Below are 24074 nucleotides of genomic sequence, written 5' to 3'. Positions count from 1 at the left end.
TAGGGTCTAGGACGCTTTATCGAGCGTCGCACCCCGCTCAAGCTCATTCAGCTTGGCCTGGGTGGACACCACCACGCGAGCGATCTCGTCGGTGGATTTGGAGGACCGGTCCGCCAGTTCGCGCACTTCAGTCGCCACCACAGCGAAGCCCGCGCCATGCTGGCCGGCGCGCGCCGCCTCGATGCTTGCGTTGAGCGACAGAAGGTTTGTCTGTTCGGAGATGTCGCGCAGGCTTTCCGCCATATGGCTCACCTGCTCAAGCACGCCGCCGACAATGTGCCGGGTCTCTTCACTGGCCTTGCGTTGGGCTGTGGAGTTCGTGGCGTACATGGTGAAACGCTCCACCTGTCCGCCAAAGCCCATGATCACCTGAACAGCGCCGGACAACCAGGCCACATCACGCCCGCCTTTCAGGGAAATCTCATCCGTCACGGTTTCGCCGCGCTTCATCCGCACCACCTGGTCCGCACTGAACAGGGCGTCAAGCGACAGCGCTTTGCGATCAGGCAGCGCGATCTGATCAAGAACCTTGTTCAGATTGTCATTGCCCTGAACCAGCACGCCGTCAGGACCCCATTCCATCACCACATTGGACTCGGTGATGGCGGCCATGCGGGTTTCAAACTCCTTGGCCTTGAGTTTCACCTCGGTGATGTTCGCCTGCACGGAGACGAAACGGATGAGCTCTCCTGCATCATTGCGCACCGGGTTGATGGAGAGCGAGATCCAGTAGGGCTCTCCCGCCTTGGTGTAATTGAGGATCTCGTCATAGAACGGCGCGCCGCGATGCAGTTTGTCACGGATCTGCGCGCGTGTTTCAGATGACGTCTCCGGGCCTTGCAGGAAATCGCCCGGCTTGCGGCCTATCACCTCGTCCGGCGTATAGCCGGTCAGGTTGCAGAAACCCGGATTGACGTATTCGATCAGACCGGTCGCATCGGTGATGATCACCAGATTGTCGGTTTCGTCCGCCACCAGAGACAAGAGTTTGAACTGCTCGCGATTGCGGACCTCCTGGTCCACATCCTTGACGAAAGCGGTGTAGGAAATTTCTCCGTCCACATTGATCTTGGACAGCGACAAGGCCCCCCAGACGCGCTCCCCGTCGGCGCGTTCAACCAGAACCTCACGCGATCGACCGACGATCTTGTCGACGCCCGTCGTCCGGTTGGCGTTCACAAAGTCATCGTGCTTGCTGCGGATTTCGCCGGGCACCAGCATCTTGACGTTCTGTCCCAGCACCTGATCAGCCGAATAGCCCCAGAATGTCTCCGCGGCCTTGTTGAAAAAGATCACTTCATTGCGCGCATTGATCGTGACCACCGGGTCGATCGCCTGTGACAGGGTCTGGCTGATGGTTTCCCGGCTGCGGCGCTGTTCGGTGATGTCCTTGACGAAGGCGGTGTAGAAAATCTTCTGTCCGGAGCGCACTTTGGACAGGGACAGATTGGCCCAGACCCGCTCACCGTCCTTGCGCTCGATCTCCACATCACGCGAGGTCCCGACAATCTTGTCCTGACCCGTCTCGCGATTGGCGTTGACGAGGTTGTCGTGATTAGGGCGGAACTCGCTGGGAACCAGCATCTTGACGTTCTGGCCTATCACCTCGTCCGCGTCATAGCCCCACAATTGCTCGGCGGAACGATTGAAATAGGTGACGATATTGGCCTCATTGATCGACACCACGGCGTCCAGCGCCTGATCAAGGATCTGCCGGGTGGTTTCGCGCGCCTCTTTCTCGGCGCTGATATCCTTCACGAAGGCCGTGTAATAGAGCTTGGAGCCCGCCTTCACCCGCGAGAGGGCCAGATTGACCCAGACTTTCGTACCGTCCTGACGCTCAAGCTCGATATCACGCGAGGTGCCGGTTGGCGTTGATCAGCCCGTCATGCCCGCTTTGTATATGCGGCGGGACAAGAATGCGCACATTCTTGCCGATCACCTCGGCGCGCTTGATATTCCAAAGCCGCTCCGCCGCGGCGTTGAAGAACACGATCCTGTTTTGAGGATCGATGGTCACCACGGCGTCTACTGATTGTTCAAGAGCTTGTTTCTCAAGTGAACTGCCAAGCAGATTCAACATGAAGGTCTCCCGGGGGCTTGCGCGTATGCTTAACGCCACCTTGGCGAGCATTCGCCTTAACAGGCGTTGAAGCATGCGCGTCAGTCCCGACGCATCCGTGTTGAACTCTCGCCAATAAAAAACGCCCCGCCGGCTGTGCCGGCGGGGCGTTGATTGGAAGGAAACCGGAAGCTTTACTCGACTTCGCGTTCACCCTGGTCCGGCGTATGCGGCACCATGGGTTCCTCCGGCTGCACATACGTATCAAGCCAGTCAATGGATTCCGCCAGCACATGCAGAACGCTCTCACGGGCGCGGTAGCCATGGCTTTCATAGGGCAGCATGACCAGGCGCGCCGTGCCGCCATTGCCTTTGACGGCCGCGAACATGCGTTCGGACTGAATCGGATAAGTCCCCGAATTATTGTCCATCTGACCGTGGATCATGAGCATGGGCTCATCAATGTCATTGGCGTGCATGAAGGGCGACAGCTTGTAATAGGAGTCAGGCGCCTCCCAATAGGTGCGGCGTTCGGACTGGAAACCGAACGGGGTCAGCGTCCGGTTATAGGCGCCCGAACGCGCGATGCCGGCGCGGAACAGATCCGAGCCCGCCAGAAGGTGCGCCGTCATGAACGCGCCATAGGAATGGCCAGCGACCGCCACGCGCTCGCCATCGCCAAATCCGCGCGCCACGCTGTCGGCGATGGCGGCTTCGGCTGACATCACCAGCTGGTCCACGAACGTGTCGTTCACCGTCAGCGGATCATCGCCCACGATCGGCATGGTCGCCCGCTCCATCAGCGCATAGCCCTGAGTCACCATGAAGCGCGGGCTGGTGCCTGACACGCGAGAGAAGCGGTATTGCGAGCCGCGCACCTGACCGGCGTCGGACGCGGAGTTGTATTCAAGCGGATACGCCCAGATCAGCAAGGGCAGGGTGTCGCCCTCTTCATAATCGGCGGGCAGATAGAGCGTCGCCGACAGCGGCACGCCGTCCTCGCGCTCATAGGTGATCAGCTCCTTGCGGATGTCGTTGAGCTGGGGGTGCGGGTTTTCAAAATTGGTGATGCGGGTGACCGTCTCGCCGTCATGACGCTGCACGTTCGGCGGCGTGGTCGGATCCTCATAAGAGGTCAGGAACACCGAGCCGTCTTCAGCCAGCACATCAATGACGCGCTCATAGTTCTCACCCGAGTTACGCCACAGGATCTCGGTGTCCAGCGTGTCAAAATCCACGCGGCTGAGGAAGGGACGATCCCCGTCGGCGCTGGCGCCGTCGCCAGTGAAATACATCGCGCCGTCCACCACGGCCGCTACCGACCGGCCATACGCGTTGCGCACGCTCAGGGGCGAACCGGGATCGGCGTAATTGTCCTGGATCGAGCGCTCATTGAGCAAGCGCGGTTCTGCGCCGGGGGCCGCAAAATCCACCAGCCAGGACCGCACCACGCGGGTGTCGCGGTCATATTCGGTCGCGATGCCGATCTGGCCTTCAGAGGTGAATTCGGTCCCGTAATAGCGGTCCTCAAACCGGGCGATCTCCATCGGCTCGCCGTCAAACGGCGCCTCAAGCGCCCAGGCGCTGTCGCGCTCGTCGGTTTCCACCCGCGGATCACCGCCATCCAGCGCTTCCGCCCAGACCAGGCGCGCGGCCGCAGAATCCTGCCAGGTGATGGAGCGGCGTCCTTCGATCACGCCGCCGATCGGCACGCCGTCAGCGATGTCATGGCTGGCGATCTCCGCAACCACATCGCCGTCAAGCGTCCAGACTTCGCTGGTTTCCGCAAAACGCGACCAGGGCACGTCATAGGAGAAGGGCTGCTCAAGCGATTCCACCAGCAGATACTCGCCGCCCGGCGCCGGGTCGACGGAGTAATAAAGGCCCGGCTCGCCAATCTCACGCACGCGCACACGGCGCGCGGTGACGTCCACGGACACGATCTGGCTTTCTGCCAGCCAGGCGAACAGCGCCGCATCATCCGCGTCAGCGAGCAAATCCTGATAGGTGCGCACCGGCGCTTCATAACCCGCCGCTTCCTGGATCACCGGGCCGGTAGGCACGCGCGCGCGTTCCGGGCGCGGGCCGCGCTCATCACTGGTGAGGGTGACGAGCAAGGTCTCGCTGTCGCTCATCCAGTCGAGCGCGGAGAACACCGCGTTGACGCCCTCGTCGATAATCTCACGCGCCTGAGCGCGCTCCATGTCGGCGACCCAGACGCCGATCGAGTCGTCATCGGTCACCAGGAAGGCGGCTTTGGAGCCGTCCGGCGACCAGGTGAAACCTGACAGGCCCACATCATCAGGCGTGGAAATCATGGTTTCCTCGCCGGTCTCCAGATCAATCACCGACAGGCCGATCACCGAGCGCGGGCCATGACGACCATTGGTCTCGGCGTCGAGACGCAAACCCGCCAGACGCTCCATCGGGCGCGCCATTTCAGAGATCGGCGGCAAGCCTTCGCGATGCAGCAGCAGCAAATGGCGCTTGTTCGGCGACAGCGTGGTGTAGGGCGCGTTCGGCGCATCCACGATATCGACGATCTCTTGCGGCGGCAGGCGATACGCCTCCTGAGCCGTCGCCGCGCCAATGGTGACGCCTATGCTCAGCGCGCCGCCCAGCGCCGCACGAATAAGTATGGACATAAAGCCCTCCCCGGATTTGCGTTTTCGCATTCGGGACAGAGCATAGCGGAGGAATGCTGGCCGGGGGATGACGGATTGGTAAGGTTATAGAATTACGTCAGGCGTTCAGGCGCCGACACAGCCCTTGGCCCGGCTCGCAATCGAACCGCTCCAATAGTCTCAAGTTGCATCCCGCCATCTTTACCCTCCAATATGGGAATTGGAGTTTAGGGGCGATCCTCTGGGGGGCGGATATGTTGCGCGCGATCAGTACTGTCAGCCTGATGCTGCTCGCCGGTGCGTGTTCACAACCTCAGCCCGCCGCGCCCGAACCGATTGTCCTGCCCCATTGGCGCGCTTGTCTGGAATTGTATGGCGGCGATGTTCATCAAATGGCGGATGCCGTCGATGAAGGCGACCCTGACGCTATCGTATGCACGCTCGCCCTTCACGAAGGCCGGTATGTGGAGAGCCACAGGCGAGAACTGCTCTATCGCTATTACCGCGCCACAGGGCGCGAACCAGAGGGCCTGGACGCCTCCATTCGTCAGCTGGACAGGCAAGAACTGGCCGCGAGCTTGCGCACCATTCATCGCTTCAGCCCCGAGCTCGACATGTTTGAGTCAGATTTCCGGGGCTGCCCGGTCTATGACTCCATTGCACGGGAACTCTTGATGCGCGTCGAAGCGCCGGACGACACGCACTGCCTGCCTAGACGCTGGTGGTGGCGCTAACCCGTAGGGATTACAAAAAACCCCGCCGGCTTGCGCCAGCGGGGTTTCTTTTGATCTCGCGATCAAAGGGGTGAGGATTAGTCCTCGCCGCCTTCTTCGCTGATCTCTTCGCCGGTCTCCTGGTCGATGATCTTCATCGACAGGCGCACCTTGCCGCGATCGTCAAAGCCCAGCAGCTTCACCCAGACTTCCTGGCCTTCGCTGACCACGTCCTTGGGGTGACCCACGCGCTCGTTCTTCAGCTGGGAGACGTGCACGAGGCCGTCACGCGGGCCGAAGAAGTTCACGAAGGCGCCGAAATCGACGACCTTGACCACTTTGCCTTTGTAGATCTTGCCCACTTCCGGCTCGGCGGTCAGACCGTTGATCCAGTCCAGAGCCGCCTTGATGGAGTCGGCGGACACGGCGGAGACCTTGATCAGGCCGTCATCATTGACGTCCACTTTCGCGCCGGTTTCCTCGACGATCTGGCGGATGACCTTGCCGCCCGAACCGATCACGTCCCGGATCTTGTCGACCGGGATCTGGATGGTTTCGATCTTCGGCGCGTGCTCGTTCAGAGCCTCACGGGTGCCCGACAGCGCCTTGTTCATCTCATCCAGAATGTGGATGCGGCCGCCTTTGGCCTGATCCAGAGCGGTCTGCATGATGTCTTTGTTGATGCCGGCGATCTTGATGTCCATCTGAAGGCTGGTGACGCCCTCGGAGGTGCCGGCCACCTTGAAGTCCATATCCCCGAGGTGATCTTCATCACCGAGGATGTCGGACAATACGGCCACGCCTTCAGGATCCTTGATCAGGCCCATGGCGATGCCGGACACCGGACGGGTGATCGGAACGCCTGCATCCATCAGCGCCAGAGAGCCGCCGCACACGGTCGCCATGGAGGACGAGCCGTTGGATTCGGTGATCTCAGACACAAGACGCACGGTGTAGGGGAAGGCTTCCGCATTCGGCATCACAGCCGACAGCGCCCGCCAGGCGAGCTTGCCGTGACCGATTTCACGACGGCCCGGGGCCAGACGGAAGCTGGTTTCACCGACCGAATAGGGCGGGAAGTTGTAGTGCAGCAAGAAGCGTTCTTTGTAGGTGCCGGTCAGGGCGTCGATGAATTGCTCATCTTCGCCGGTGCCCAGCGTCACAACGCACAGCGCCTGGGTTTCACCGCGGGTGAACAGGGCTGAACCGTGGGTGCGGGGCAGAACGGTGGCTTCCGACACGATCGGGCGGACCTGATCGAGCGAACGGCCGTCAATGCGCTTGCCGGTCTTGATGATGCCGCCGCGCACGACGCTGGCTTCCACGCTTTTGAGAACATCCTTGAGGACGGCCATTTCGGCGCCGTCAGGATTGTCTTCGGTGGCCGCGAGCTCTGCGACAGCTTTCTCCTTGGCGGCGGAGACAGCAGCCTGGCGCTCGGTCTTGTTGGTGATGGTGTAGGCCTTGGCGATCTCGTCGCCGACCAGACCGCGCACCTTGGTTTCGAGCTCGGAATTGTCGACCGGCACGAAATCCCACGGATCTTTTGCGGCTTTCTCGGCCAGACGGATGATCATGTCGATCACCGGCTGGAACGCCTCATGGCCGGCCATCACGGCGCCGAGCATGATTTCTTCCGACAGCTCTTTCGCTTCGGATTCCACCATCATCACGGCGTCAGACGTACCAGCGACCACGAGATCCAGCTCGGACTCGGTCAGCTCGTCGACGGTCGGGTTGATGACGTAACCGCCATCCTTGTAACCCACGCGCGCCGCGCCGATGGGCCCCAGGAAGGGCAAACCGGACAGGCACAGGGCTGCGGAGGCGCCGACCATGCCGACCACATCGGGATCATTTTCCAGATCGTGGCTGAGCACGGTGAGCATCACCTGGGTGTCGTTCTTGAAACCCTTGGGGAAGAGCGGACGGATCGGACGGTCGATCAGACGCGAGGTCAGCGTCTCTTTATCGGTCGGACGACCTTCACGCTTGAAATAGCCGCCCGGGATTTTACCGGCGGCGAAGTATTTCTCTTGGTAATTGACGGTCAGCGGGAAGAAGTCCATTCCCGGCTTGACTTCTTTCTGTGCGACCGCCGTCGCAAGAACAGTGGTCTCGCCATAGGTGACGAGCACTGCGCCATTCGCCTGGCGCGCCATGCGGCCGGTTTCAAGGGTCAGCGTACGGCCGGCCCATTCAATCGTTTCGGTTTGGATATCGAACATTTATCTCTCGTTCGTACGGTCATGTGCGGCGCCGCCGGATTGCGGTCGCCGGATATGAAAACGCCGGCGCGCCCCGTGGCGGCCGGCGTTTCATCGGGAGCGCCTAGCGGCGCAGACCCAGAGCAGCCACAATCGCCTTGTAGCGGGCTTCGTCGATTTTCTTCAGATAATCGAGAAGGCGCCGACGCTGGGACACCAGCTTCAGCAGGCCACGACGGGAGTGGTTGTCTTTTTTGTGCGTTTTGAAGTGCTCGGTGAGGTTGGCGATACGCTCGGTCAACACAGCGACTTGCACTTCAGCAGACCCGGTGTCGTTTTCGCCACGGGCATGCTCTTTGATCAGTTCGGCTTTACGTTCTGCCGTAATCGACATCGTCTAATCGGGCTCCTAATCCCATTGAAAGACACGAACAGGCGAAAATTGACCCGCGCGTGCTTCGCCGATCGCCACGGCCCGGTCCGACCCCATGGCCACGACAGCCTTCGAATAATCCTTCCCCGCGATGTCGCGAGGTTGGCGAAGATTGCGCAGCTCTGAAGCTCGCCGGGGAGGCAAGACGATCGACCGTCCTTGCCTCAACTGAAACGCCTCGTCCTCGGTCACGGCCGTCGCCGGGATGTCGTCCAGCGCGGTCTCGACCGGAAGCAGGGCCTCCAGCGCGTGGCCCTTATGGACCAAATCCTCAAACGCGTCCAGCGAAACGGCCTGTGCGGCGCTGAACGGGCCGACCTTGGTGCGGCGCAGCGCCGCCACATGTCCTTCAGCGCCCAGAGCCGTCGCCAGATCGCGCGCAATGGCGCGCACATAGGCGCCCTTGCCGCATTTCATCTCGAGCACCGCCAGATCAGAACTCGGCGCATCCAGAAGCGTCAGATCGTCAATGCGCACAGGGCGAGAGGCCAGCTCGACCGTTTCACCGGCCCGCGCCAGATCATAGGCGCGTTCGCCATCCACCTTGATGGCGGAGAATTTGGGCGGCACCTGTTCGATCTCGCCGATGAACTGGCCCAGCGCGGCTTCTATGGCGTCACGGTCCGGGCGCACATCGCTTTCGCCCGTGATCTCGCCTTCCGCGTCCAGCGTCGTGGTGGAACTGCCCCAGCGCAGGGTGAACTTATAGGTTTTCGAGCTTTCCTGAGCGAAAGGCACGGTCTTGGTGGCTTCACCGAACGCAATCGGCAAGACGCCCGACGCCAGCGGATCCAGCGTGCCCGCATGGCCGGCCTTCTGCGCCTTCATGAGCCAGCGACAGCGCGACACCGCCTGGGTGGAGGTCATCTCCAGCGGCTTGTCGAGGATCAGCCAGCCATGGATTTTCTCGCCCTTCTTACGGCGCGCCATCAGTCCTCGCCCTCATCATCGAGGTCGCGCTTGACGGTGGGACGATCAAGAACCGCGTCCACCTGGGCGACATCCTCGATGCGGTCATCGACGGCGAAGCGAAGCTTGGGCGTGAATTTGAGCTCGATCTGCTTGCCAAGCTCGCGCTGGATGAAGCCCGAAGCGTGGTTGAGCGCTTCAGCCACCGCATTGCGATCGCCGCCGCCCAGCAGGTCGACATAGACGGTCGCGTGGCGCAGATCCGGGCTGGTGCGCGCTTCGGTGATGGTCACAGCCGCCGTGTTCACATGGGGATCATGGACGCGACCTTCGCGAATAATGTCCGACACCGCGCGACGCACGAGCTCGCCGGCGCGCAGCTGGCGTTGGGATTGGGCTTTCATGAATTCCTCTTGGGTCGCCTGGACGCGTCCGGAGTCCAACCGGGGCGCATCGAGTTTGCGAAGGGCGGGTGTGTACGGCGCCCAGCCCTGATATGCAAGGGCGGCGCGCCTAGTGGTTGACCACCAGCCAGGCTCCGACGCTGAGAAAGCCGGCGCCCAGAACACGCAGCAAGGTCACCGACCGTTCCTCGATCCCGAACAGACCGAAATGATCAATCGCCATGGCCGCGATCAGCTGGGCGGCGAATAGAAGCGCAAAGAACGACCCCGTGCCGATCTTCGGCGCCGCCCAGGACGCGGTGGTCACAAACACCGCGCCTAACGCCCCGCCGATGACAAACAGGTGCGGCGGGGTGTTGGTGATGCGCTCAAGGCTGGGCCAGCCGGCGCGATAGGCCAGCACCGACACCGCCGCCAGCATGATCAGCGCCCCGGCGGTGAAACTGACCAGCGCCGCGCGCAAGGGCGACCCCAGATGCCCGGACAGCTGACCGTTGAACGCCGGTTGCGCAGCGACCATGGCGCCGGCGATGACGGTGAGAATAAACGGGGCGAGCGTGTTGATCGGCATGGATCAGCCTCCTTCACGGCTGGGTCAGCGCATCCAGAAGCGCGGAGTCAGGACATAGAGCGCGACTAAAATCTCCAAACGCCCCAAAAGCATCTGCAGGCATAAAATCCATTTCGCCGGATCGGGCAGCGTCGAGAAATTCCCAGCCGGGCCGATCACCTCTCCCAGGCCCGGCCCCACATTCGCAATGGCGGTGGCCGAGGCGGTCACCGCGGTCAGAAAATCGAGCCCGAAAGCGGACAGGGCGACCGCCCCCGCTGCGAAGCACACCACATACAATCCCGCAAACAAGGCCACCGAGGCGCTGTCCGCCGGCGTCAGACGCCGACCAGCATGATGGGCGACCGTGATGGCATGAGGCGAAGACGCGGCCTGCAGGCTGGCCCAGGTCGATTTGAGCATGATCTGGATGCGAAAGACCTTGAACCCGCCCGCTGTGGACCCGGCGCAACCGCCCAGAAAGGTCAGGAAGAAGATCGTGACCATCGCCAGCGGGCCCCAGAGCTGGTAATCGCCCGCCGCATATCCCGTGGTCGTGAGCACCGAAACCGCATTGAACAGGGCCAGACGCACTGCGTCGGGATGCTCTGGCGGACCACCCAGCTCGGCGGCGAACAACAAACCGCTCGCCAGCACTACGATCGCAAGCAGGCCCATAATCTCTTCGAACGCGCCCGGCCGCCGTCCCTCATGACGGCTGACCGCCCGGACATACGCGAGAAACGGGATGGCGCCCGCGAGCATGAAGAGGATCGCCACCCATTGCGCGCCGGCGGAAAAGCCGCCCATGGACGCATCCGTCGTGGAATAGCCGCCTGTGGAGACGGTTGTGAGGGCGTGCAGCATGGCGTCAAACCCGCTCATGCCGGCGAACACATAGCCCAGAGCGCACAAACAGGTCAGGGCCAGGTAGAGCCCTGCGATCACACCGGCCAGATGTCCCGGCCGGGCGATCAGTTTTTCAGGCGATCGGTCAGAGGATTCCAGATGAAACAATTGCATTCCGCCTGAGCGCAACAAAGGCAGGATGGCGATGGACAGGCCGATGATCCCGATCCCGCCAATCCATTGCAGCAAAGCGCGCCAGACCAGCAAGGTGGGCGGCTGCGCCTCCAGATGGCTGATCACTGTGGAGCCGGTCGTGGTGAGCCCTGAGACCGTTTCAAAGATGGCGTCGGTGATGCTCAGCCCCACCGCTTCTTCATGCAACGGGATCGCCATCAGCAAAGGCAGACCGAACCAGGCGCCCAATGTGAGGATCACCGCGCCGCGAAACCCCAACCGCGCGCGCTCTCCCAGCCCGACCAGCGTCAGCACGCCGCCCAGAAAGCCGGAGATCAACATGCAAGCCGCAAAGCCTTCGCCCGCCCCGTCATGAATCACCAGGTGAGAGGCCAGCATATGCAAGAAAGCCAGAGCGGCGAGGCCCAAGCAGAGAACGCCCCAGATCAGAGCGACGTTTCGGATGTGACTCATCATGCGCGCACCTCCAATGCCCGTCCGGAAACCCCGGAGGAACGGCAATGTCACGATAAGGCGGCGTCTCTATACCTGTGACCGATGAGGTTCAAGTCACTCGCGGCTTCTGCCTGTGTCCGGCCCTGGACTTGTATTTGAATTGAATTCAATTCAGACTTTGGACAGGAGGCGATCATGAGCACCGCACCACCCTTGAAGGCCCACCAGTCCGACATTGTGACAGCGCCAACCCTGCGGGGTCGGCGCACACGGGAAAAACTGATTGATGCGGCCCGGGGCGCCCTGATTGAAGGCGCAGGCGCGGCGGAGATCACCGATATCGCCAACCGCGCCGGTGTCTCGGCCGGGCTCGCTTATCATCATTTCGGCTCCAAGGACGGTCTTGTCGCTGCGGTGGTCGAGGATTTTTATGAGCGATACGCGCAGATTGCGAACCAGACCTTCCGTGGCGAGACCTGGGCCCAGCGCGAGGTGCAGCGCGTGCGCGCTGTCGTCCGGTTTTTTCTCGAAGAGCCATTCACACGCACCCTGTTCGGCCCGTTGGGCCGATCCAGCAGCGTGATGCAGGCCGAAAGCGCCTGCATGGCCATGCTGATCGAGCGCGGCGCCCGCAACATCGCCCAAGGCCAGATGGACGGGGACTTGCCCCGGCAGGCCGACCCCCATATCGCCGCCGCTTTCGTCCTGGGCGGGTTGAGGCAATGCATGTCGCTGGCGTTGTTTAAAGCCGCCAATCCGGATGTGGACCAGCTCGCCCACGCCATCTGGGTCCTGATCGCCCAGAGCGTCGGTCTCAGAGAGGGCAGTAAATCATGATCAAAACTCAAACCCTTGAAAGTCAGAACGACCTATTCACGGCGGATCTGGCCGGCAAGCACAAACAGACTGCGGTTATCGGCCATCCACCCTCCAGTGATCTGCTCAAGGCGTATGATCGCGACGGCTATGTCATCATGAAGGGGCTCCTGAGCGATGAGGTGCGCGAGACCGCGGAGGCCGCCTTGCGTGCTCTGCTCGGGCCGACCGGTCGCAATGATTTTGAAGGCTTCAACACCCAGCGCGCCTATGCCTTGCTGGCCAAGACACGCGCCCTGGACCCGTTGATCGCACATCCGCAGATCTTGGGGATTCTCAAAGCGCGTCTTCATGCCCAGCCGCTGCTGTCCGCCAGTCTTGCGATCAATATCGGTCCCGATGAAACCGCGCAGCTGCCCCATGCCGATGACGGGTTTTATCCCGATATGCGGCCTGACGCCCGCCATGGCCTGTCTGTCATCTGGGCGTTTGATCCCTTTACGGCCGCGAACGGCGCCACACGCCTCTGGCCTGGCAGTCATCGTTGGCTGGCCAAGCGTCGGCCAGGTCCCGAAGACCCCTGGACACCCGGTCTCATGCAACCGGGCGACGCCCTCGTATTCCATGGCGGGCTCTGGCACGCAGGCGGGGAGAACACCACGAATGCGGGCCGACTGGCGCTGACCGCGCAATATTGCGCCCCCTGGCTGCGGACGCAGGAAAATATGAGCCAGGCCGTGCCGCCAGACGTGGTCAGATCCCTCAAAGCGCCCTTACCCTCGCTTCTGGGCTACCAGATCCTTCCACCCTTCATGGGTCATGTGAACGGCATGCATCCGAACCGGCTATTGGAAGAGTGAAGCGAGACGCCTGACACCAAACAAAAAGGGCGGCTCGATGAGCCGCCCTTTGTCTGTTCAGAGAGGATGAGGCTTACAGCGAGCGCTGGATTTCCTCGACCTCGAAACATTCGATCACATCATTGACCTGAATGTCCTGGTAGTTCTCGAACGCCATGCCGCACTCGGTGCCGGCGCGCACTTCAGGCACTTCATCCTTGAAGCGGCGCAAGGTCGACAGATGACCCTGGTGGATCACCGTGTCGTCACGCAGCAGACGCACGCCACAGCCACGCTTCACCACGCCTTCGGTCACGCGGCAACCCGCCACGCGTCCGGTCTTGGTGATGTTGAAGACTTCCAGCACCTGGGCGTAACCGATGAAGGTTTCGCGTTTCTCCGGCGCCAGCATGCCTTCCAGCGTGCCTTTCACGTCGTCGATCAGATCGTAGATCACCGAGTAATAACGGATCTCCACGCCTTCTTTTTCGGCCAGATCGCGCGCCTGCTTGTTGGCGCGGACATTGAACGCGAAGATCGGCGAACCCGAGGCCTGAGCCAGCAAGACGTCGCTTTCCGACACGCCGCCTGCGGCCGCGTGAACGATCTTGGCCTGGACTTCCTCGTTGCCGACTTTTTCCAGGGCGCCGATGATCGCTTCGGCCGAGCCTTGTACGTCCGCCTTGATCAGCAGCGGCAGCTCCTGAACCTCGTTGGACTTGAGCTTGGCCATCATCTGCTCAAGCGATGCGCCGCCGCCCGTCCGGGCCGCCGCAGCCTTGTCGCGCTTGACGCGTTCACGGTATTCCACCAGCTCACGCGCACGCGCTTCGCTGTCGACCACGGCGAAGACTTCACCGGGCTCCGGCGCGCCGTCCAGGCCGAGAATTTCGGCTGGCAGGGACGGACCCGCCTCTTTCATTTGCTGGCCGCGTTCGTTGACCAGAGCACGCACCTTGCCCCATTGGGCGCCGGCCACGACGATGTCGCCGCGCTTGAGCGAGCCGCGCTTGACCAGACAGGTCGCGACCGGGCCGCGGCCCTTGTCGATCTGGGATTCGATCACGACGCCTTCCGCAGAGCGGTCCGGGTTGGCTTTGAGCTCGAGAATCTCAGCCTGAAGGTTGATGGCGTCCATCAGCTCATCAAGGCCGGTTTTCTTCAGCGCCGACACCGGCACCGCCTGAACATCGCCGCCCATGTCTTCCACGAACACTTCGTACTGAAGCAGTTCCTGGAGAACTTTCTGCGGATCGGCGTCCGGCTTGTCGACCTTGTTGACCGCCACGATCATCGGCACGTTCGCCGCCTTGGCGTGGCTGATCGCCTCGATGGTCTGGGGCATGACGCCGTCATCGGCGGCCACAACCAGGATCACGATATCCGTCGCCTGAGCGCCGCGCGACCGCATGGATGAGAAGGCCGCGTGCCCCGGGGTGTCGAGGAAGGTGATCTTGTCACCGGATTTCAGCTCAACCTGATAGGCGCCGATATGCTGGGTGATCCCGCCCGCTTCGCCAGCGGCCACATCGGTGGACCGCAAGGCGTCGAGCAGCGAGGTCTTGCCGTGGTCGACGTGACCCATGACCGTCACCACAGGCGGGCGCGGCTTCTGGCTGTCTTCTGGATCCTCATCAGAGATGAAGCCGGTCTCCACGTCCGCCTCGGCGACGCGTTTCACGGTGTGACCGAACTCCTCGACGATCAGCTCGGCGATGTCGGCGTCCAGCATGTCGTTGGCGCGCACCATCTGACCCTGGGTCATCAGGAACTTCACCACGTCGGCCGCACGCTCGGCCATACGCTGGGCGAGGTCCTGCACGGTGATCGCTTCAGGCACAACCACTTCACGGGCCACTTTATCCCGCGACTGGCCGCCCTGGCTGCGACGCTGTTTTTCACGCTCACGCGCCCGGCGCATGGACGCCAGAGAACGCTGACGACCTTCATCATCCTCAACGAGGTTCTGAATGGTCAGCTTGCCCTGACGGCGCTTGGGCTCTTTGGCGCGCGAAGGCTGAGCCTTGTCGCCGCCCGGCGCGTCTTTCTTGGATTTCACCCGGCCGCCCATGGACTCAAGGATGTTGCGCTTATCCTCGGCGTCGCCGCGATCCGTCTTGTCCTTGCCCTTGTCGGCCTTGCGAGACGGCGTCTTGCCAGACGGCTCCTCGGGCTGCTCGATGTCAGCGGGCGCAGATTTCTTGGCCGGCTTGGCGATCTTGGCCTGTTCGGCGGCGAGACGCGCAGCTTCCGCTTCAGCCACAGCGCGACGCTCGTCGTCTTCACGGCGCTGGCGCTCTTCCTTCTCGCGCTGACGCATGTCCTCCAGCGCACGGCGTTCTTCGTCTTCGCGCGCCTGGCGGGCCTCAGCTTCGACTTTCTGCTTGGCGGCGCGCTCTTCTTGCTCGGAGCGGGCGCGCAGAATGGCCTGCTGGCGCTTGATCAGTTCTTCTTCAGACAGACCCAGCTGCTTGGCCTTGGCGGCTAGCGCCGCGCGCGCCTTGTCCTTCTGGGTCAGCGGCGCGCCGGATTTGCCCGTCGCGGCGTCCTTGCCGGCAGGCCCGGGGCGCTTGCGCTTCTTCTCCACCACGACAGACTTCTGGCGTCCGCGCGCAAAGCTTTGCTGCACGGTTCCAGAGGAACGTCCACCGAGGGAGAGAGGCTTGCGGCCCGAATTGTTGCGTTCGTCAGCGTCGCTCATAAGCGTCCTTGCCGCGGCTTTAGACATCTTCGGGCGGAACCCGGCCGCCGCGTGCGCCAGGGTCCGTCATCTGTTCAGGTCGCCTCCGGGAAGACCCGGCCTGAAGGCCCGCTAAACTAGCCAGCTTCCAAGGCGTTTCAACTCTTCTGTGCGTCTTGGGCCGCAGGATCGAGGTTAACGAACCCTGCAAGCTTCAACGCAAGGGCGGAAATCCCCGCCGCTTCCGGTCCTTGGGCCAAAGCCCCGTGAACCGCATTTCCCACGCCAAGCGCCCGGCTGAGCGTGTCGGCGTCATAACATCCCAGCACCGGCGCGTCGCTTTCGATCGCCTTCGCCAGATGGTCCAGCTTCTTACGCCCGTCAGGGGCGGCGTCGCTGGCTTCCAGTCTCCATGCCGGACCCGGTTCGGTCTGCAGCGCCAGACGCACCGCATCACTTCCCAGCTCCAGTCGGCCAGCGCGTCTCGCCAGCCCCAAAAGGTTCAGAACGCGCGCTTTCAGCAGCGCTTCGAACTGATCGGCCAGATCGTCAGGAGCCTCGACCGGCTGCTCGAACGCCCGATTGAACAGACGCTTCTTCACAGCCTTGTCGACCAGGGCCCTATCCGCTGTCACCCAACCGCCTCGGCCAGGCAAGCGCGCAGCCACATCCGGGGTTACGCGCCCTTCAGGGCTCAGCGCCACGCGGAGGAGGTCCTCCTCCCCCTTCACCTCTCCGGTGGCGACGCATCGGCGTTCGCGCACCGGTTTGGATCGGCCATGTCGCGCCCCGCGGCTCACGACTTCTCGTCTTCCTCCGTCGTGTCAGCGTCCAGGAGGTCAGCCAGATCAACACCCAGCTTTTCCGCTTCCGCTTCCAGATCGGAAAGATCGATGTCTTCCAGATCGACATCGGAAGCCTCTCCGTCAAGGGCTTCAGCCTCAACCTCTTCAGCTTCGGGCTCGACTTGCGGCAGATCCTCTTCGGAAATCCAGCCTGCGATCACACGGGCTCGCATGATCAGCATCTCGGCGTCTTCCGCCGACATGTCAGAGCCTTCCAGGATGCCCGGCTCGCGCACGCGCTCGCCGTCGCGGGTCTCATACCAGCCGCGCAGATCGTCCGGGGTCAGACCGGCGAGATCCTCAATGGTGCAGATCTCGTTTTCGCCGAACTTGACCGCCATCGGCAGGTCGACGCCCTCGACCTCCATGACCGCATCTTCCACGCCCAGCTCTTTACGGCGTGCATCGCGTTCAATGTCACGCTTGTCGAGATATTCGCGCGCCCGGGTCTGGATTTCCTGGGCCGTGTCATCGTCAAAGCCTTCGATCACAGCGATTTCATCGAGATCGACAAAGGCGATATCTTCCACTTCGGCAAAGCCTTCCGTGGCCAGCAATTGGGCGATGACCTCGTCCACATCCAGCGCGTCCATAAAGGTGCCGGTGCGCGCAGAGAATTCTTTCTGACGGCGCTCGGATTCTTCTTCCTCGGTCAGAATGTCGATGGCCCAGCCGGTCAGCTGGCTGGCCAGACGCACATTCTGGCCGCGACGGCCGATGGCGAGCGACAGCTGATCATCAGGCACGACCACTTCAATGCGCTCGGCTTCGTCATCAAGCACCACTTTGGCGACTTCCGCCGGCTGCAGCGCGTTGACGATGAAGGTCGCAGGATCAGGGTTCCACGGAATGATGTCGATCTTCTCGCCGGCCAGCTCGTTGACCACCGCCTGAACCCGGCTGCCGCGCATGCCCACGCACGCGCCGACGGGATCAATGGAGCTGTCATTGGAGATGACGGCGATTTTCGCGCGGCTGCCCGGATCGCGGGCCACGCGCGGAATCTCGATCACGCCTTCATAGACTTCCGGCACTTCCTGAGCGAACAGGGCGGCCATGAAGTCCGGATGCGCGCGCGACAGGAAGATCTGCGGACCGCGGGTCTCTTCACGCACGTCATAAATATAGGCGCGCACGCGGTCATTGACCTGCAGGCTTTCGCGCGGAATGCCGTCCGAGCGACGGATGATGGCTTCCGCCTTGCCCAGATCGATGATCACATTGCCGTATTCGACGCGCTTGACGATGCCGTTGACGATCTCGCCGATGCGATCCTTGTACTCGTTGAACTGGCGCTGGCGTTCAGCTTCGCGCACTTTCTGCGTGATCACCTGCTTGGCGGTCTGCGATGCGACGCGGCCAAACTCGATCGGCGGCAGTTCTTCTTCGTAGAAGGATCCGATTTCGGCTTCGGGATCGCGTTTCTTGGCCTCATCCAGCGTGATCTGGTGCGCTTCGTTCTCAACCTCTTCGACCACAGTCGTGCGGCTGGTCAGACGCATCTCACCGGTCTTGGGATTGATGTTGCAATGGATGTCGAGCTCCGCGCCATAGCGCGAGCGGGCCGCCTTCTGGATCGCCTCTTCAATGGCTTCCAGCACGATCGACTCGTCGATCATCTTCTCCTGCGCCACCGCGCGGGCGATTTGCAGGATTTCCAGCTTGTTGGCGCTGACCCCGATGGCCATATCCGCGTTCCTTCTCGTTCTACTCGTCGGCCTGACCGTCTTCGCCCTCGATGGGACCGCGGGCCTTCAGGCTCGCCTCCACCAGAGCGTCGGTCATCACCAGCTTGGCGTCCGCAATCCAGTCAAACGGGATGACAGCCGTGTCTTCCTCGCCCGCCAGATCCATCAGCACATTCTCATCCTCGACACCGGCCAGCATACCACGAAAGCGCTTGCGCCCTTCCACCAGCCGGTCCAGCTCGATCTTGGCTTCAAAACCTTCCCAGCGCTGAAAATGCGTCAGCGCCGTCAGAGGACGGTCGATACCAGGCGAAGAGACCTCAAGATCATACTCGCCAGAGACCGGATCCGCCTCTTCAAAAACGTCAGACAAGGCGCGCGACAAGCGCGCGCAGTCTTCAACGACCATGGTCCCGTCATGACGCTCGGCCATGATCTGGACCAAGGTCTTCTTGCCGCCCATTACCCGCACGCGCACAATCTCAAGATCCAGCGTCTCGGCGATCGGTTCTGCGATCTCGAGGATCCGCTGGTCTTGGGGGCTGCGTGCTTTCATGGGCGTCAAATATCTGTGTCTGGACCGGACTGCGAGTACGAAAAAAGCGGCCCGGATGCCGAGCCGCTCGAACATGCCGTCCGGCATATCGAACATTTGCCCGTCTTATACGGGCCAAGCGCCACAAATGCAATGGGGGGCTTCATGCCCCGCCTCTTCGCCGATCCCTCGTCAGGGTCAGCCTTTCACAAAATCAAAGAACACCGGCTCGATGTCTCCAAGGTGCTTGGACTGGTAGCGGGTGACGATGTGATCAGACGGGTTTTCGCGCCAGTCCGACGCCTGTTCGCCCGTCCAGGTCAGCCCCTCCGTATTCATCAGGATCGGCAGGGCGTGATCGGCGTAGGCGCGCACATCCGTCGCCACGCGCAAACGTCCGCCCGGCTTCAGAAGCCGGGCAAATTCCGCTGCAGTGTCAGGCTGGACGAAGCGACGCTTGGCGTGGCGTTTTTTCGGCCAGGGGTCGGGGAAGAGCAGGTAAATCTTCTCGAACGCGCCGTCCGGCATGCGGATCATCTCATCACGCGCATCCGAGCGCTTGACGCGCACGTTCTTGAGATCGTGATCGTCGATGCCCACCAGCGCTTTCGCCACGCCGTTCAGAAACGGCTCAATGCCGAAAAAGCCGGTCTTTGGCGCGCGTTGCGCCTGACCGATCAGATGCTCGGCGCCGCCAAAGCCCACTTCCAGCACGTAAGTCTCAAAACCAGGAAGCAGCGCCTTGGGGTCCAGATCCCCCTCGTCCGGCCATTGCAGAGCCCGCAGGCGCGTCTCCACCAGGGTTTGCTGACGCTCGGTCAGTTTGTGCCCGCTTGCGCGGCCATACAGGCGCCGGTTCTGGGGACGGTCTTGAGATTGGGCGTCGGGTCGAGTCTGGGTCATGACGGCCCTTTAACGGGCCTGCACCAAAAAACAAAGAGCCGGGCTGAAACAACCCGGCTCCCTGCACATTCCGTTCGAGACGCTTACGCCAGCGATTTCAGCGCGTCGACGAGATCGGTCTTCTCCCAGGAGAAGCCGCCATCCGCGTCCGGCGTGCGGCCAAAATGACCATAGGCCGACGTGCGCTCATAAATCGGACGGTTCAGCCCCAGATGGGTGCGAATGCCGCGCGGGCTGAGATCGACCAGCTCGCGCAGGCGATTTTCCAGCTTGGCTTCATCCACATCACCCGTGCCATGAGTGTCCACATAAACCGAAAGCGGCTTGGACACGCCAATGGCGTAGCTGAGCTGGATGGTGCATTTGCGCGCCAGGCCCGCCGCCACGACGTTCTTGGCGAGGTATCGCGCCACATAGGCCGCCGAGCGGTCCACTTTCGTCGGGTCCTTGCCGGAAAAAGCGCCGCCGCCATGGGGCGCCGCGCCGCCATAGGTGTCCACGATGATCTTGCGGCCGGTCAGACCGGCGTCGCCATCGGGTCCGCCGATGACGAACTTGCCGGTTGGGTTGACGTAGAACTCGTCCTCGGGCGGGAACCAGCCCTCGGGCAGAACCGATTTGACGACCGGACGCACCAGCTCGCGCACATCGTCCAGGCTCACGCCATCCTTGTGCTGGGTGGAGACGACCACGGAGGTCACGCCCACCGGACGGCCGTTTTCATAGCGCAAGGTCACCTGGGATTTGGCGTCCGGCTCGAACTCGGGACGTTCGCCAGACTTCCGCTGCCGCGCCATTTCCTTGAGGATCTGGTGGGAATAGGTGATCGGAGCCGGCATCAGCTCCGGCGTCTCGTCACAGGCGAAACCGAACATGATGCCCTGATCGCCCGCGCCTTCATCCGCGAAAGACCCCGAGCCTTCATCCACGCCCTGGGCGATGTCGACGGACTGTTCGTGCAGATAGTTCTGAACGTCAGCGGTCTCCCAATGGAAGCCGTCTTGCTCGTAGCCGATATCGCGCACGGCGCGGCGCGCCGCGGCTTCGATCTCGTCATCCTTGATCGCGCCGGCGCAGCGCACCTCGCCCGCCAGAACGATACGGTTCGTGGTCGTCAGCGTTTCACACGCCACACGCGCCACCGGATCCTTGGACAGAAACAAGTCCAGAATCGCGTCGGAAATGCGGTCGCATACTTTGTCCGGGTGACCCTCGGACACGCTTTCGCTGGTAAAAAGGTAAGACGAACGGGCCAACGGCGTGCTCCATATAAAGCGATCTTTATATGGCTGGCTTAAAGCCTATTGGCGCACGGAAAGCAAGACCCGTCCGGTCACGCTTGAGTCAGGATGCAGCCTCGGTGGCGGTCGCTTCCGCTTCTTCAGCGGCCAAAGTCCGCACCAGCTCAAGAATTCGGCGACGCACCTTGGAGTCCTTGATGCGCGCAAACGCCTGCGCCAGCGCCACACCGTCAGCCGATTGGATGAAATCATCCACGATCGGAGTCTGGTCGCCTTCAGAGAAGCCAGGCTGACCTGCGCCCTCATTCACACCGTCATAGAAAAACGAGACCGGCACATCGAGCACGCGGGCGAGATTCCAAAGGCGCCCTGCGCCAACCCGGTTCGTCCCACGCTCGTATTTCTGAACCTGCTGAAAGGTCACGCCGAGCTCTTCGCCCAGCTTTTCCTGGCTCAGATTCAGAAGCTGACGCCGCAGCCGGATGCGCGATCCCACATGGCGATCAACCGCGTTCGGACCTCTCGGATTGGCAGTCATCTCAAATTCCTTATCTGCGTAAGCATACAACCACAGTTTGGGTGAATGCGATACGCTCAACGCCCCTCAGCAGATCGCGTCTCTCTACCTGAATACGTAAATGACGCAACCGTTAGACAATGCATGAGTGCAGCTAAAATTAGCAAAGCAATCACCCAGAGTGCATTTCCATACATCCCATACGGCGTATCGTCTAATCCTTCAAGCAATGTAATCAACAATACTTCAGTTGATCTTGATGGAATGGATTCAATGAGCCGACCATAAGGACCGATCTGACCTGATATACCTGCAGCGGCGACTCTAACCAGAGGCAGTCCTTCTTCTATTGCGCGATATTGTGTTTGGTTAAGCAACTGTTGAGGGCCAGCAGAATTCCCGTACCAAGAGTCATTTGAAATATTCAACAACCAAGCGGGTCTATTTAACTGTCTTGGTGAATACCTGGAGTACACAGCCTCATAGCAGATCATTGGCGCCACATCCGGCAAGCCATCCAGTTGTAGAGTTCGGGCTCCATTTCCAGGACTGTAATAGGGCGCAAGCTCGGACAGACTTTCAAAGCCCATCCAATCAGTTAGCGATAGAAACGGGTTACTCTCGCCAAACGGCACCAGCCGCGATTTATCGTATTGTGCCTCAAGAACCGGGCGATTATTTTCTAATTTCAGTGAGATGAGCGAATTAAAATATGCGTGGGGCCGCCCGCTCAGCCCTCGATCAACGCGGGCCGTGCCTGTGATCAATCGCATGCCATCCGGAAGCGAATCCGCAATCTCCGCCAGAAGGTCAGGGGATTCCAGCAGCATCGCCGGTATTGCGCCCTCGGGCCAGATAATCGCATCCACATCCGTCAGATTGGACGACAGCGCCAGATATTGATCCAGAATCTCGTGACGCGCGGCATAGCGTTTCTCCTCCTGAGGCAGGTTGAGAGACACCAATTGCAACTGATAATCGCTTTCGACTAAAGTCTGGGCCTGACTCAGCCTGAACTGCCCGAATCCCCAACTGGCGGCGATCAGAACCAGCCCGCACATCATCGGAATGGATCGCGACAGGCGCGAGCCTGGACCACTGAACGCCGCCGGAGCCGAGAACAGGCATAGCGCCACGACTGACAGGCCATAGGCGCCGACCAGCGCCGCGCTCTGGCTGATTGCGCCGCCGGCCTCGAAGACATGACCGGGCAAATTCCACGGAAAGCCTGACAATACGGTGCTGCGCAGATACTCCACCGCCATCATGAGCAAGAGAAAGACTGCGATCCGGCCCGCATGCGACGGGGCGCGCCGCACATAGACCGCGCCGGCCAAGCCCCAGAACAGCGCCAACCCCGCCGGTAGAACGATCAGCGGCGCCCAGATCAACCAGGCATGGTCGCCCGCACTGACGAGAAATGCGTTCGCCACCCAACCGGTGCCAGCCAGGAATTGTCCGCTGGCGAACCACCAGGCGCGCGCAAAGCCGCTGCGCAAGGGTTTCGGGCGGCGCTTGGCGTCGTCGAGCGTCAAGACAAGAGCGGTCAGCGCCACCCCGTAAGCGGGCCAGATGAAAAACGGCGCATGGGCCAGCACGCCGAATGCGCCCAACCCGAATAGCAAGGCGAAGAGCCGCCAGCCCGACAGGGCTCGATATCCCGCCCGAAGCCGGCGCAAGCGGGGCAAGACGCCGGTCATGCTCTAATCCGGACTGACGGCGCCAGCGGCCATCCGGCTGGCTTCATCGCCCGCCAGGGTCGAACCGGCGCCCGGCTTCACACGCAGGCGCTTGATCCGACGCGGATCAGAATCGAGCACTTCAAACTCAAAGCCGGAGGGGTGCGCCAACACCTCGCCGCGCTCTGGCACGCGGCCCGCCAGGTGGAAGACCAGCCCGCCCAGCGTGTCCACATCGTTTTCTTCTTCTTCGGTGGCGATCTCGCAGCCCACCACCTCTTCGAGATCCTCGATCATGGCGCGCGCGTCCGCTTCCCAGCAATTGGGACCTTTTGCGAGGATGTTGGGCGTCTCCGCCTCGTCATGCTCATCCTCGATATCGCCCACAATGGGTTCAATGAGGTCTTCAAGCGTCACAAGGCCATCGGTGCCGCCAAACTCGTCGACCACCAACGCCATGTGCATGCGCCGCGACTGCATCTTCAACAGCAAGTCAAACGCGCGCATGGAAGCGGGGACGTAGAGCAGAGGCCGGCGGACGGCGGGAAGAATGCGCATCTCCGCCCAGGAATCCGGGCCGCCCTCAGAGCCTTCTTCGGCGAAGCGCGACATATAGCCCAGCACGTCCTTGATGTGCGCCAGACCCACCGGGTCATCCAGGGTCTCGCGGTAGACGGGCAGGCGCGAATGCGTGGCTTCGCCAAAGGTGCGCGCCAATTCCTTGAGCGGGGTTTCAATATCGACAGCGACGATGTCGGCGCGGGGCACCATCACGTCATCCACGCGCATGTCCTGAAACTCACGCATATTCACCAGGAACGCCCCAGCGTCCATGGGATCAGGCGCGCCGTTCACAATCGGCTCAGCGTCCTGAATTTCGGGGCGCCCCCCGCCAAAGGCCCGTTTGAAACGGGCCAAAAGACTTCGCGAAGACGGATCGTCGTTCATGC

19 protein-coding genes and 1 pseudogene are annotated in these 24074 nt (G+C 61.8%); 3 read left to right on the top strand and 17 right to left on the bottom strand.

The annotated features are described in order from the left end of the window. Positions 1 to 6: 6 nt before the first annotated feature. Together ACTIGF_RS06595 and ACTIGF_RS06590 are read right to left on the bottom strand one after the other, a co-directional pair. Positions 7 to 2083, bottom strand: a pseudogene (locus tag ACTIGF_RS06595) (PAS domain S-box protein). Positions 2084 to 2256: 173 nt separating this feature from the next. Next, positions 2257 to 4707, bottom strand: a complete 2451-nt coding sequence (locus ACTIGF_RS06590) for a prolyl oligopeptidase family serine peptidase (RefSeq protein WP_439636100.1) — start codon at positions 4705 to 4707, stop codon at positions 2257 to 2259. 233 nt (positions 4708 to 4940) lie between these two features. Here ACTIGF_RS06590 and ACTIGF_RS06585 point away from each other — a divergent pair, with 233 nt between their 5' ends. Then, on the top strand, positions 4941 to 5420 hold the full coding sequence (locus tag ACTIGF_RS06585; RefSeq protein ID WP_439636099.1) for a hypothetical protein: 480 nt from the start codon (positions 4941 to 4943) through the stop codon (positions 5418 to 5420). Between the two features lie 77 nt (positions 5421 to 5497). Here ACTIGF_RS06585 and pnp read toward each other — a convergent pair whose 3' ends face one another. The 6 genes from pnp to ACTIGF_RS06555 form a co-directional block, all read right to left on the bottom strand. After that, a complete protein-coding gene (gene pnp / locus ACTIGF_RS06580; RefSeq protein WP_439636098.1) occupies positions 5498 to 7627 on the bottom strand; it encodes a polyribonucleotide nucleotidyltransferase in 2130 nt (709 codons plus the stop codon). Positions 7628 to 7730: 103 nt separating this feature from the next. Then, entirely contained in the window at positions 7731 to 8000 is a 270-nt protein-coding gene (rpsO, locus tag ACTIGF_RS06575) for a 30S ribosomal protein S15 (RefSeq protein ID WP_022700791.1), read from the bottom strand. A gap of 15 nt (positions 8001 to 8015) precedes the next feature. Beyond that, positions 8016 to 8969 carry a tRNA pseudouridine(55) synthase TruB gene (truB, locus tag ACTIGF_RS06570; protein ID WP_439636097.1) on the bottom strand — a complete coding sequence of 318 codons (954 nt, stop codon included), beginning with the start codon at positions 8967 to 8969 and terminating at the stop codon, positions 8016 to 8018. Continuing rightward, positions 8969 to 9391: a 30S ribosome-binding factor RbfA gene (gene rbfA, locus ACTIGF_RS06565; RefSeq protein WP_028284601.1), complete on the bottom strand. Its 423-nt coding sequence runs from the start codon at positions 9389 to 9391 to the stop codon at positions 8969 to 8971. Before rbfA ends, truB begins: the two co-directional genes overlap by 1 nt. 70 nt (positions 9392 to 9461) lie before the next feature. After that, the gene (locus tag ACTIGF_RS06560) at positions 9462 to 9923 is read right to left on the bottom strand and encodes a DMT family transporter (RefSeq protein ID WP_439636096.1); all 462 of its coding nucleotides are present in this window, start codon (positions 9921 to 9923) and stop codon (positions 9462 to 9464) included. A gap of 24 nt (positions 9924 to 9947) precedes the next feature. Then, complete coding sequence (locus tag ACTIGF_RS06555) at positions 9948 to 11402, bottom strand: TrkH family potassium uptake protein (RefSeq protein WP_439636095.1); 1455 nt, start codon at positions 11400 to 11402, stop codon at positions 9948 to 9950. A 174-nt stretch (positions 11403 to 11576) separates the two neighbouring features. Between ACTIGF_RS06555 and ACTIGF_RS06550 the strand changes: the two genes are divergently transcribed. Then, positions 11577 to 12218, top strand: a complete 642-nt coding sequence (locus ACTIGF_RS06550; protein WP_439636094.1) for a TetR/AcrR family transcriptional regulator — start codon at positions 11577 to 11579, stop codon at positions 12216 to 12218. After that, complete coding sequence (locus tag ACTIGF_RS06545) at positions 12215 to 13057, top strand: phytanoyl-CoA dioxygenase family protein (RefSeq protein ID WP_439636093.1); 843 nt, start codon at positions 12215 to 12217, stop codon at positions 13055 to 13057. The genes ACTIGF_RS06550 and ACTIGF_RS06545 overlap by 4 nt, the downstream gene beginning before the upstream one ends. A 73-nt stretch (positions 13058 to 13130) precedes the next feature. Here ACTIGF_RS06545 and infB read toward each other — a convergent pair whose 3' ends face one another. The 9 genes from infB to ACTIGF_RS06500 all read right to left on the bottom strand — a co-directional run bounded on the left by infB (position 13131) and on the right by ACTIGF_RS06500 (position 24072). Then, positions 13131 to 15737 carry a translation initiation factor IF-2 gene (gene infB / locus ACTIGF_RS06540; RefSeq protein WP_439636092.1) on the bottom strand — a complete coding sequence of 869 codons (2607 nt, stop codon included), beginning with the start codon at positions 15735 to 15737 and terminating at the stop codon, positions 13131 to 13133. A 137-nt stretch (positions 15738 to 15874) separates the two neighbouring features. Continuing rightward, positions 15875 to 16516, bottom strand: a complete 642-nt coding sequence (locus tag ACTIGF_RS06535) for an RNA-binding protein (protein ID WP_439636091.1) — start codon at positions 16514 to 16516, stop codon at positions 15875 to 15877. Further along, positions 16513 to 18249, bottom strand: a complete 1737-nt coding sequence (gene nusA, locus ACTIGF_RS06530; RefSeq protein WP_439636090.1) for a transcription termination factor NusA — start codon at positions 18247 to 18249, stop codon at positions 16513 to 16515. The genes ACTIGF_RS06535 and nusA overlap by 4 nt, the downstream gene beginning before the upstream one ends. 19 nt (positions 18250 to 18268) lie before the next feature. Further along, positions 18269 to 18805 carry a ribosome maturation factor RimP gene (gene rimP, locus ACTIGF_RS06525; protein WP_439636653.1) on the bottom strand — a complete coding sequence of 179 codons (537 nt, stop codon included), beginning with the start codon at positions 18803 to 18805 and terminating at the stop codon, positions 18269 to 18271. Between the two features lie 177 nt (positions 18806 to 18982). After that, complete coding sequence (trmB, locus tag ACTIGF_RS06520) at positions 18983 to 19687, bottom strand: tRNA (guanosine(46)-N7)-methyltransferase TrmB (RefSeq protein ID WP_439636089.1); 705 nt, start codon at positions 19685 to 19687, stop codon at positions 18983 to 18985. An 83-nt stretch (positions 19688 to 19770) separates the two neighbouring features. After that, the gene (gene metK, locus ACTIGF_RS06515) at positions 19771 to 20943 is read right to left on the bottom strand and encodes a methionine adenosyltransferase (protein WP_439636088.1); all 1173 of its coding nucleotides are present in this window, start codon (positions 20941 to 20943) and stop codon (positions 19771 to 19773) included. 88 nt (positions 20944 to 21031) lie between these two features. After that, positions 21032 to 21466, bottom strand: a complete 435-nt coding sequence (locus tag ACTIGF_RS06510; RefSeq protein WP_107713617.1) for a helix-turn-helix domain-containing protein — start codon at positions 21464 to 21466, stop codon at positions 21032 to 21034. Positions 21467 to 21522: 56 nt separating this feature from the next. Then, complete coding sequence (gene lnt / locus ACTIGF_RS06505; RefSeq protein ID WP_439636087.1) at positions 21523 to 23145, bottom strand: apolipoprotein N-acyltransferase; 1623 nt, start codon at positions 23143 to 23145, stop codon at positions 21523 to 21525. A 3-nt stretch (positions 23146 to 23148) separates the two neighbouring features. After that, positions 23149 to 24072 (bottom strand): hemolysin family protein, encoded by a 924-nt coding sequence (locus tag ACTIGF_RS06500; RefSeq protein WP_439636086.1) that lies wholly within the window; start codon positions 24070 to 24072, stop codon positions 23149 to 23151. Between the last annotated feature and the right edge of the window lie 2 nt (positions 24073 to 24074).

The sequence above is a fragment of the Oceanicaulis sp. genome (assembly GCF_051859625.1).
In the GTDB taxonomy this organism is placed as follows: Bacteria; Pseudomonadota; Alphaproteobacteria; order Caulobacterales; family Maricaulaceae; genus Oceanicaulis.
The sequence above is the reverse complement of the archived record's forward strand: the minus strand, read 5'-3'. Positions and strand labels throughout refer to the sequence as shown.

What these genes read in the sequence shown, in the direction of transcription:
- ACTIGF_RS06590 (WP_439636100.1), bottom strand. Translation starts at nt 4,707, where the DNA reads ATGTCCATACTTATTCGTGCGGCGCTGGGCGGCGCGCTGAGCATAGGC.
- ACTIGF_RS06585 (WP_439636099.1), top strand. Translation starts at nt 4,941, where the DNA reads ATGTTGCGCGCGATCAGTACTGTCAGCCTGATGCTGCTCGCCGGTGCG.
- pnp (WP_439636098.1), bottom strand. Translation starts at nt 7,627, where the DNA reads ATGTTCGATATCCAAACCGAAACGATTGAATGGGCCGGCCGTACGCTG.
- rpsO (WP_022700791.1), bottom strand. Translation starts at nt 8,000, where the DNA reads ATGTCGATTACGGCAGAACGTAAAGCCGAACTGATCAAAGAGCATGCC.
- truB (WP_439636097.1), bottom strand. Translation starts at nt 8,969, where the DNA reads ATGGCGCGCCGTAAGAAGGGCGAGAAAATCCATGGCTGGCTGATCCTC.
- ACTIGF_RS06560 (WP_439636096.1), bottom strand. Translation starts at nt 9,923, where the DNA reads ATGCCGATCAACACGCTCGCCCCGTTTATTCTCACCGTCATCGCCGGC.
- ACTIGF_RS06555 (WP_439636095.1), bottom strand. Translation starts at nt 11,402, where the DNA reads ATGATGAGTCACATCCGAAACGTCGCTCTGATCTGGGGCGTTCTCTGC.
- ACTIGF_RS06550 (WP_439636094.1), top strand. Translation starts at nt 11,577, where the DNA reads ATGAGCACCGCACCACCCTTGAAGGCCCACCAGTCCGACATTGTGACA.
- ACTIGF_RS06545 (WP_439636093.1), top strand. Translation starts at nt 12,215, where the DNA reads ATGATCAAAACTCAAACCCTTGAAAGTCAGAACGACCTATTCACGGCG.
- infB (WP_439636092.1), bottom strand. Translation starts at nt 15,737, where the DNA reads ATGAGCGACGCTGACGAACGCAACAATTCGGGCCGCAAGCCTCTCTCC.
- nusA (WP_439636090.1), bottom strand. Translation starts at nt 18,249, where the DNA reads ATGGCCATCGGGGTCAGCGCCAACAAGCTGGAAATCCTGCAAATCGCC.
- rimP (WP_439636653.1), bottom strand. Translation starts at nt 18,805, where the DNA reads ATGAAAGCACGCAGCCCCCAAGACCAGCGGATCCTCGAGATCGCAGAA.
- trmB (WP_439636089.1), bottom strand. Translation starts at nt 19,687, where the DNA reads ATGACCCAGACTCGACCCGACGCCCAATCTCAAGACCGTCCCCAGAAC.
- ACTIGF_RS06510 (WP_107713617.1), bottom strand. Translation starts at nt 21,466, where the DNA reads ATGACTGCCAATCCGAGAGGTCCGAACGCGGTTGATCGCCATGTGGGA.
- lnt (WP_439636087.1), bottom strand. Translation starts at nt 23,145, where the DNA reads ATGACCGGCGTCTTGCCCCGCTTGCGCCGGCTTCGGGCGGGATATCGA.
- ACTIGF_RS06500 (WP_439636086.1), bottom strand. Translation starts at nt 24,072, where the DNA reads ATGAACGACGATCCGTCTTCGCGAAGTCTTTTGGCCCGTTTCAAACGG.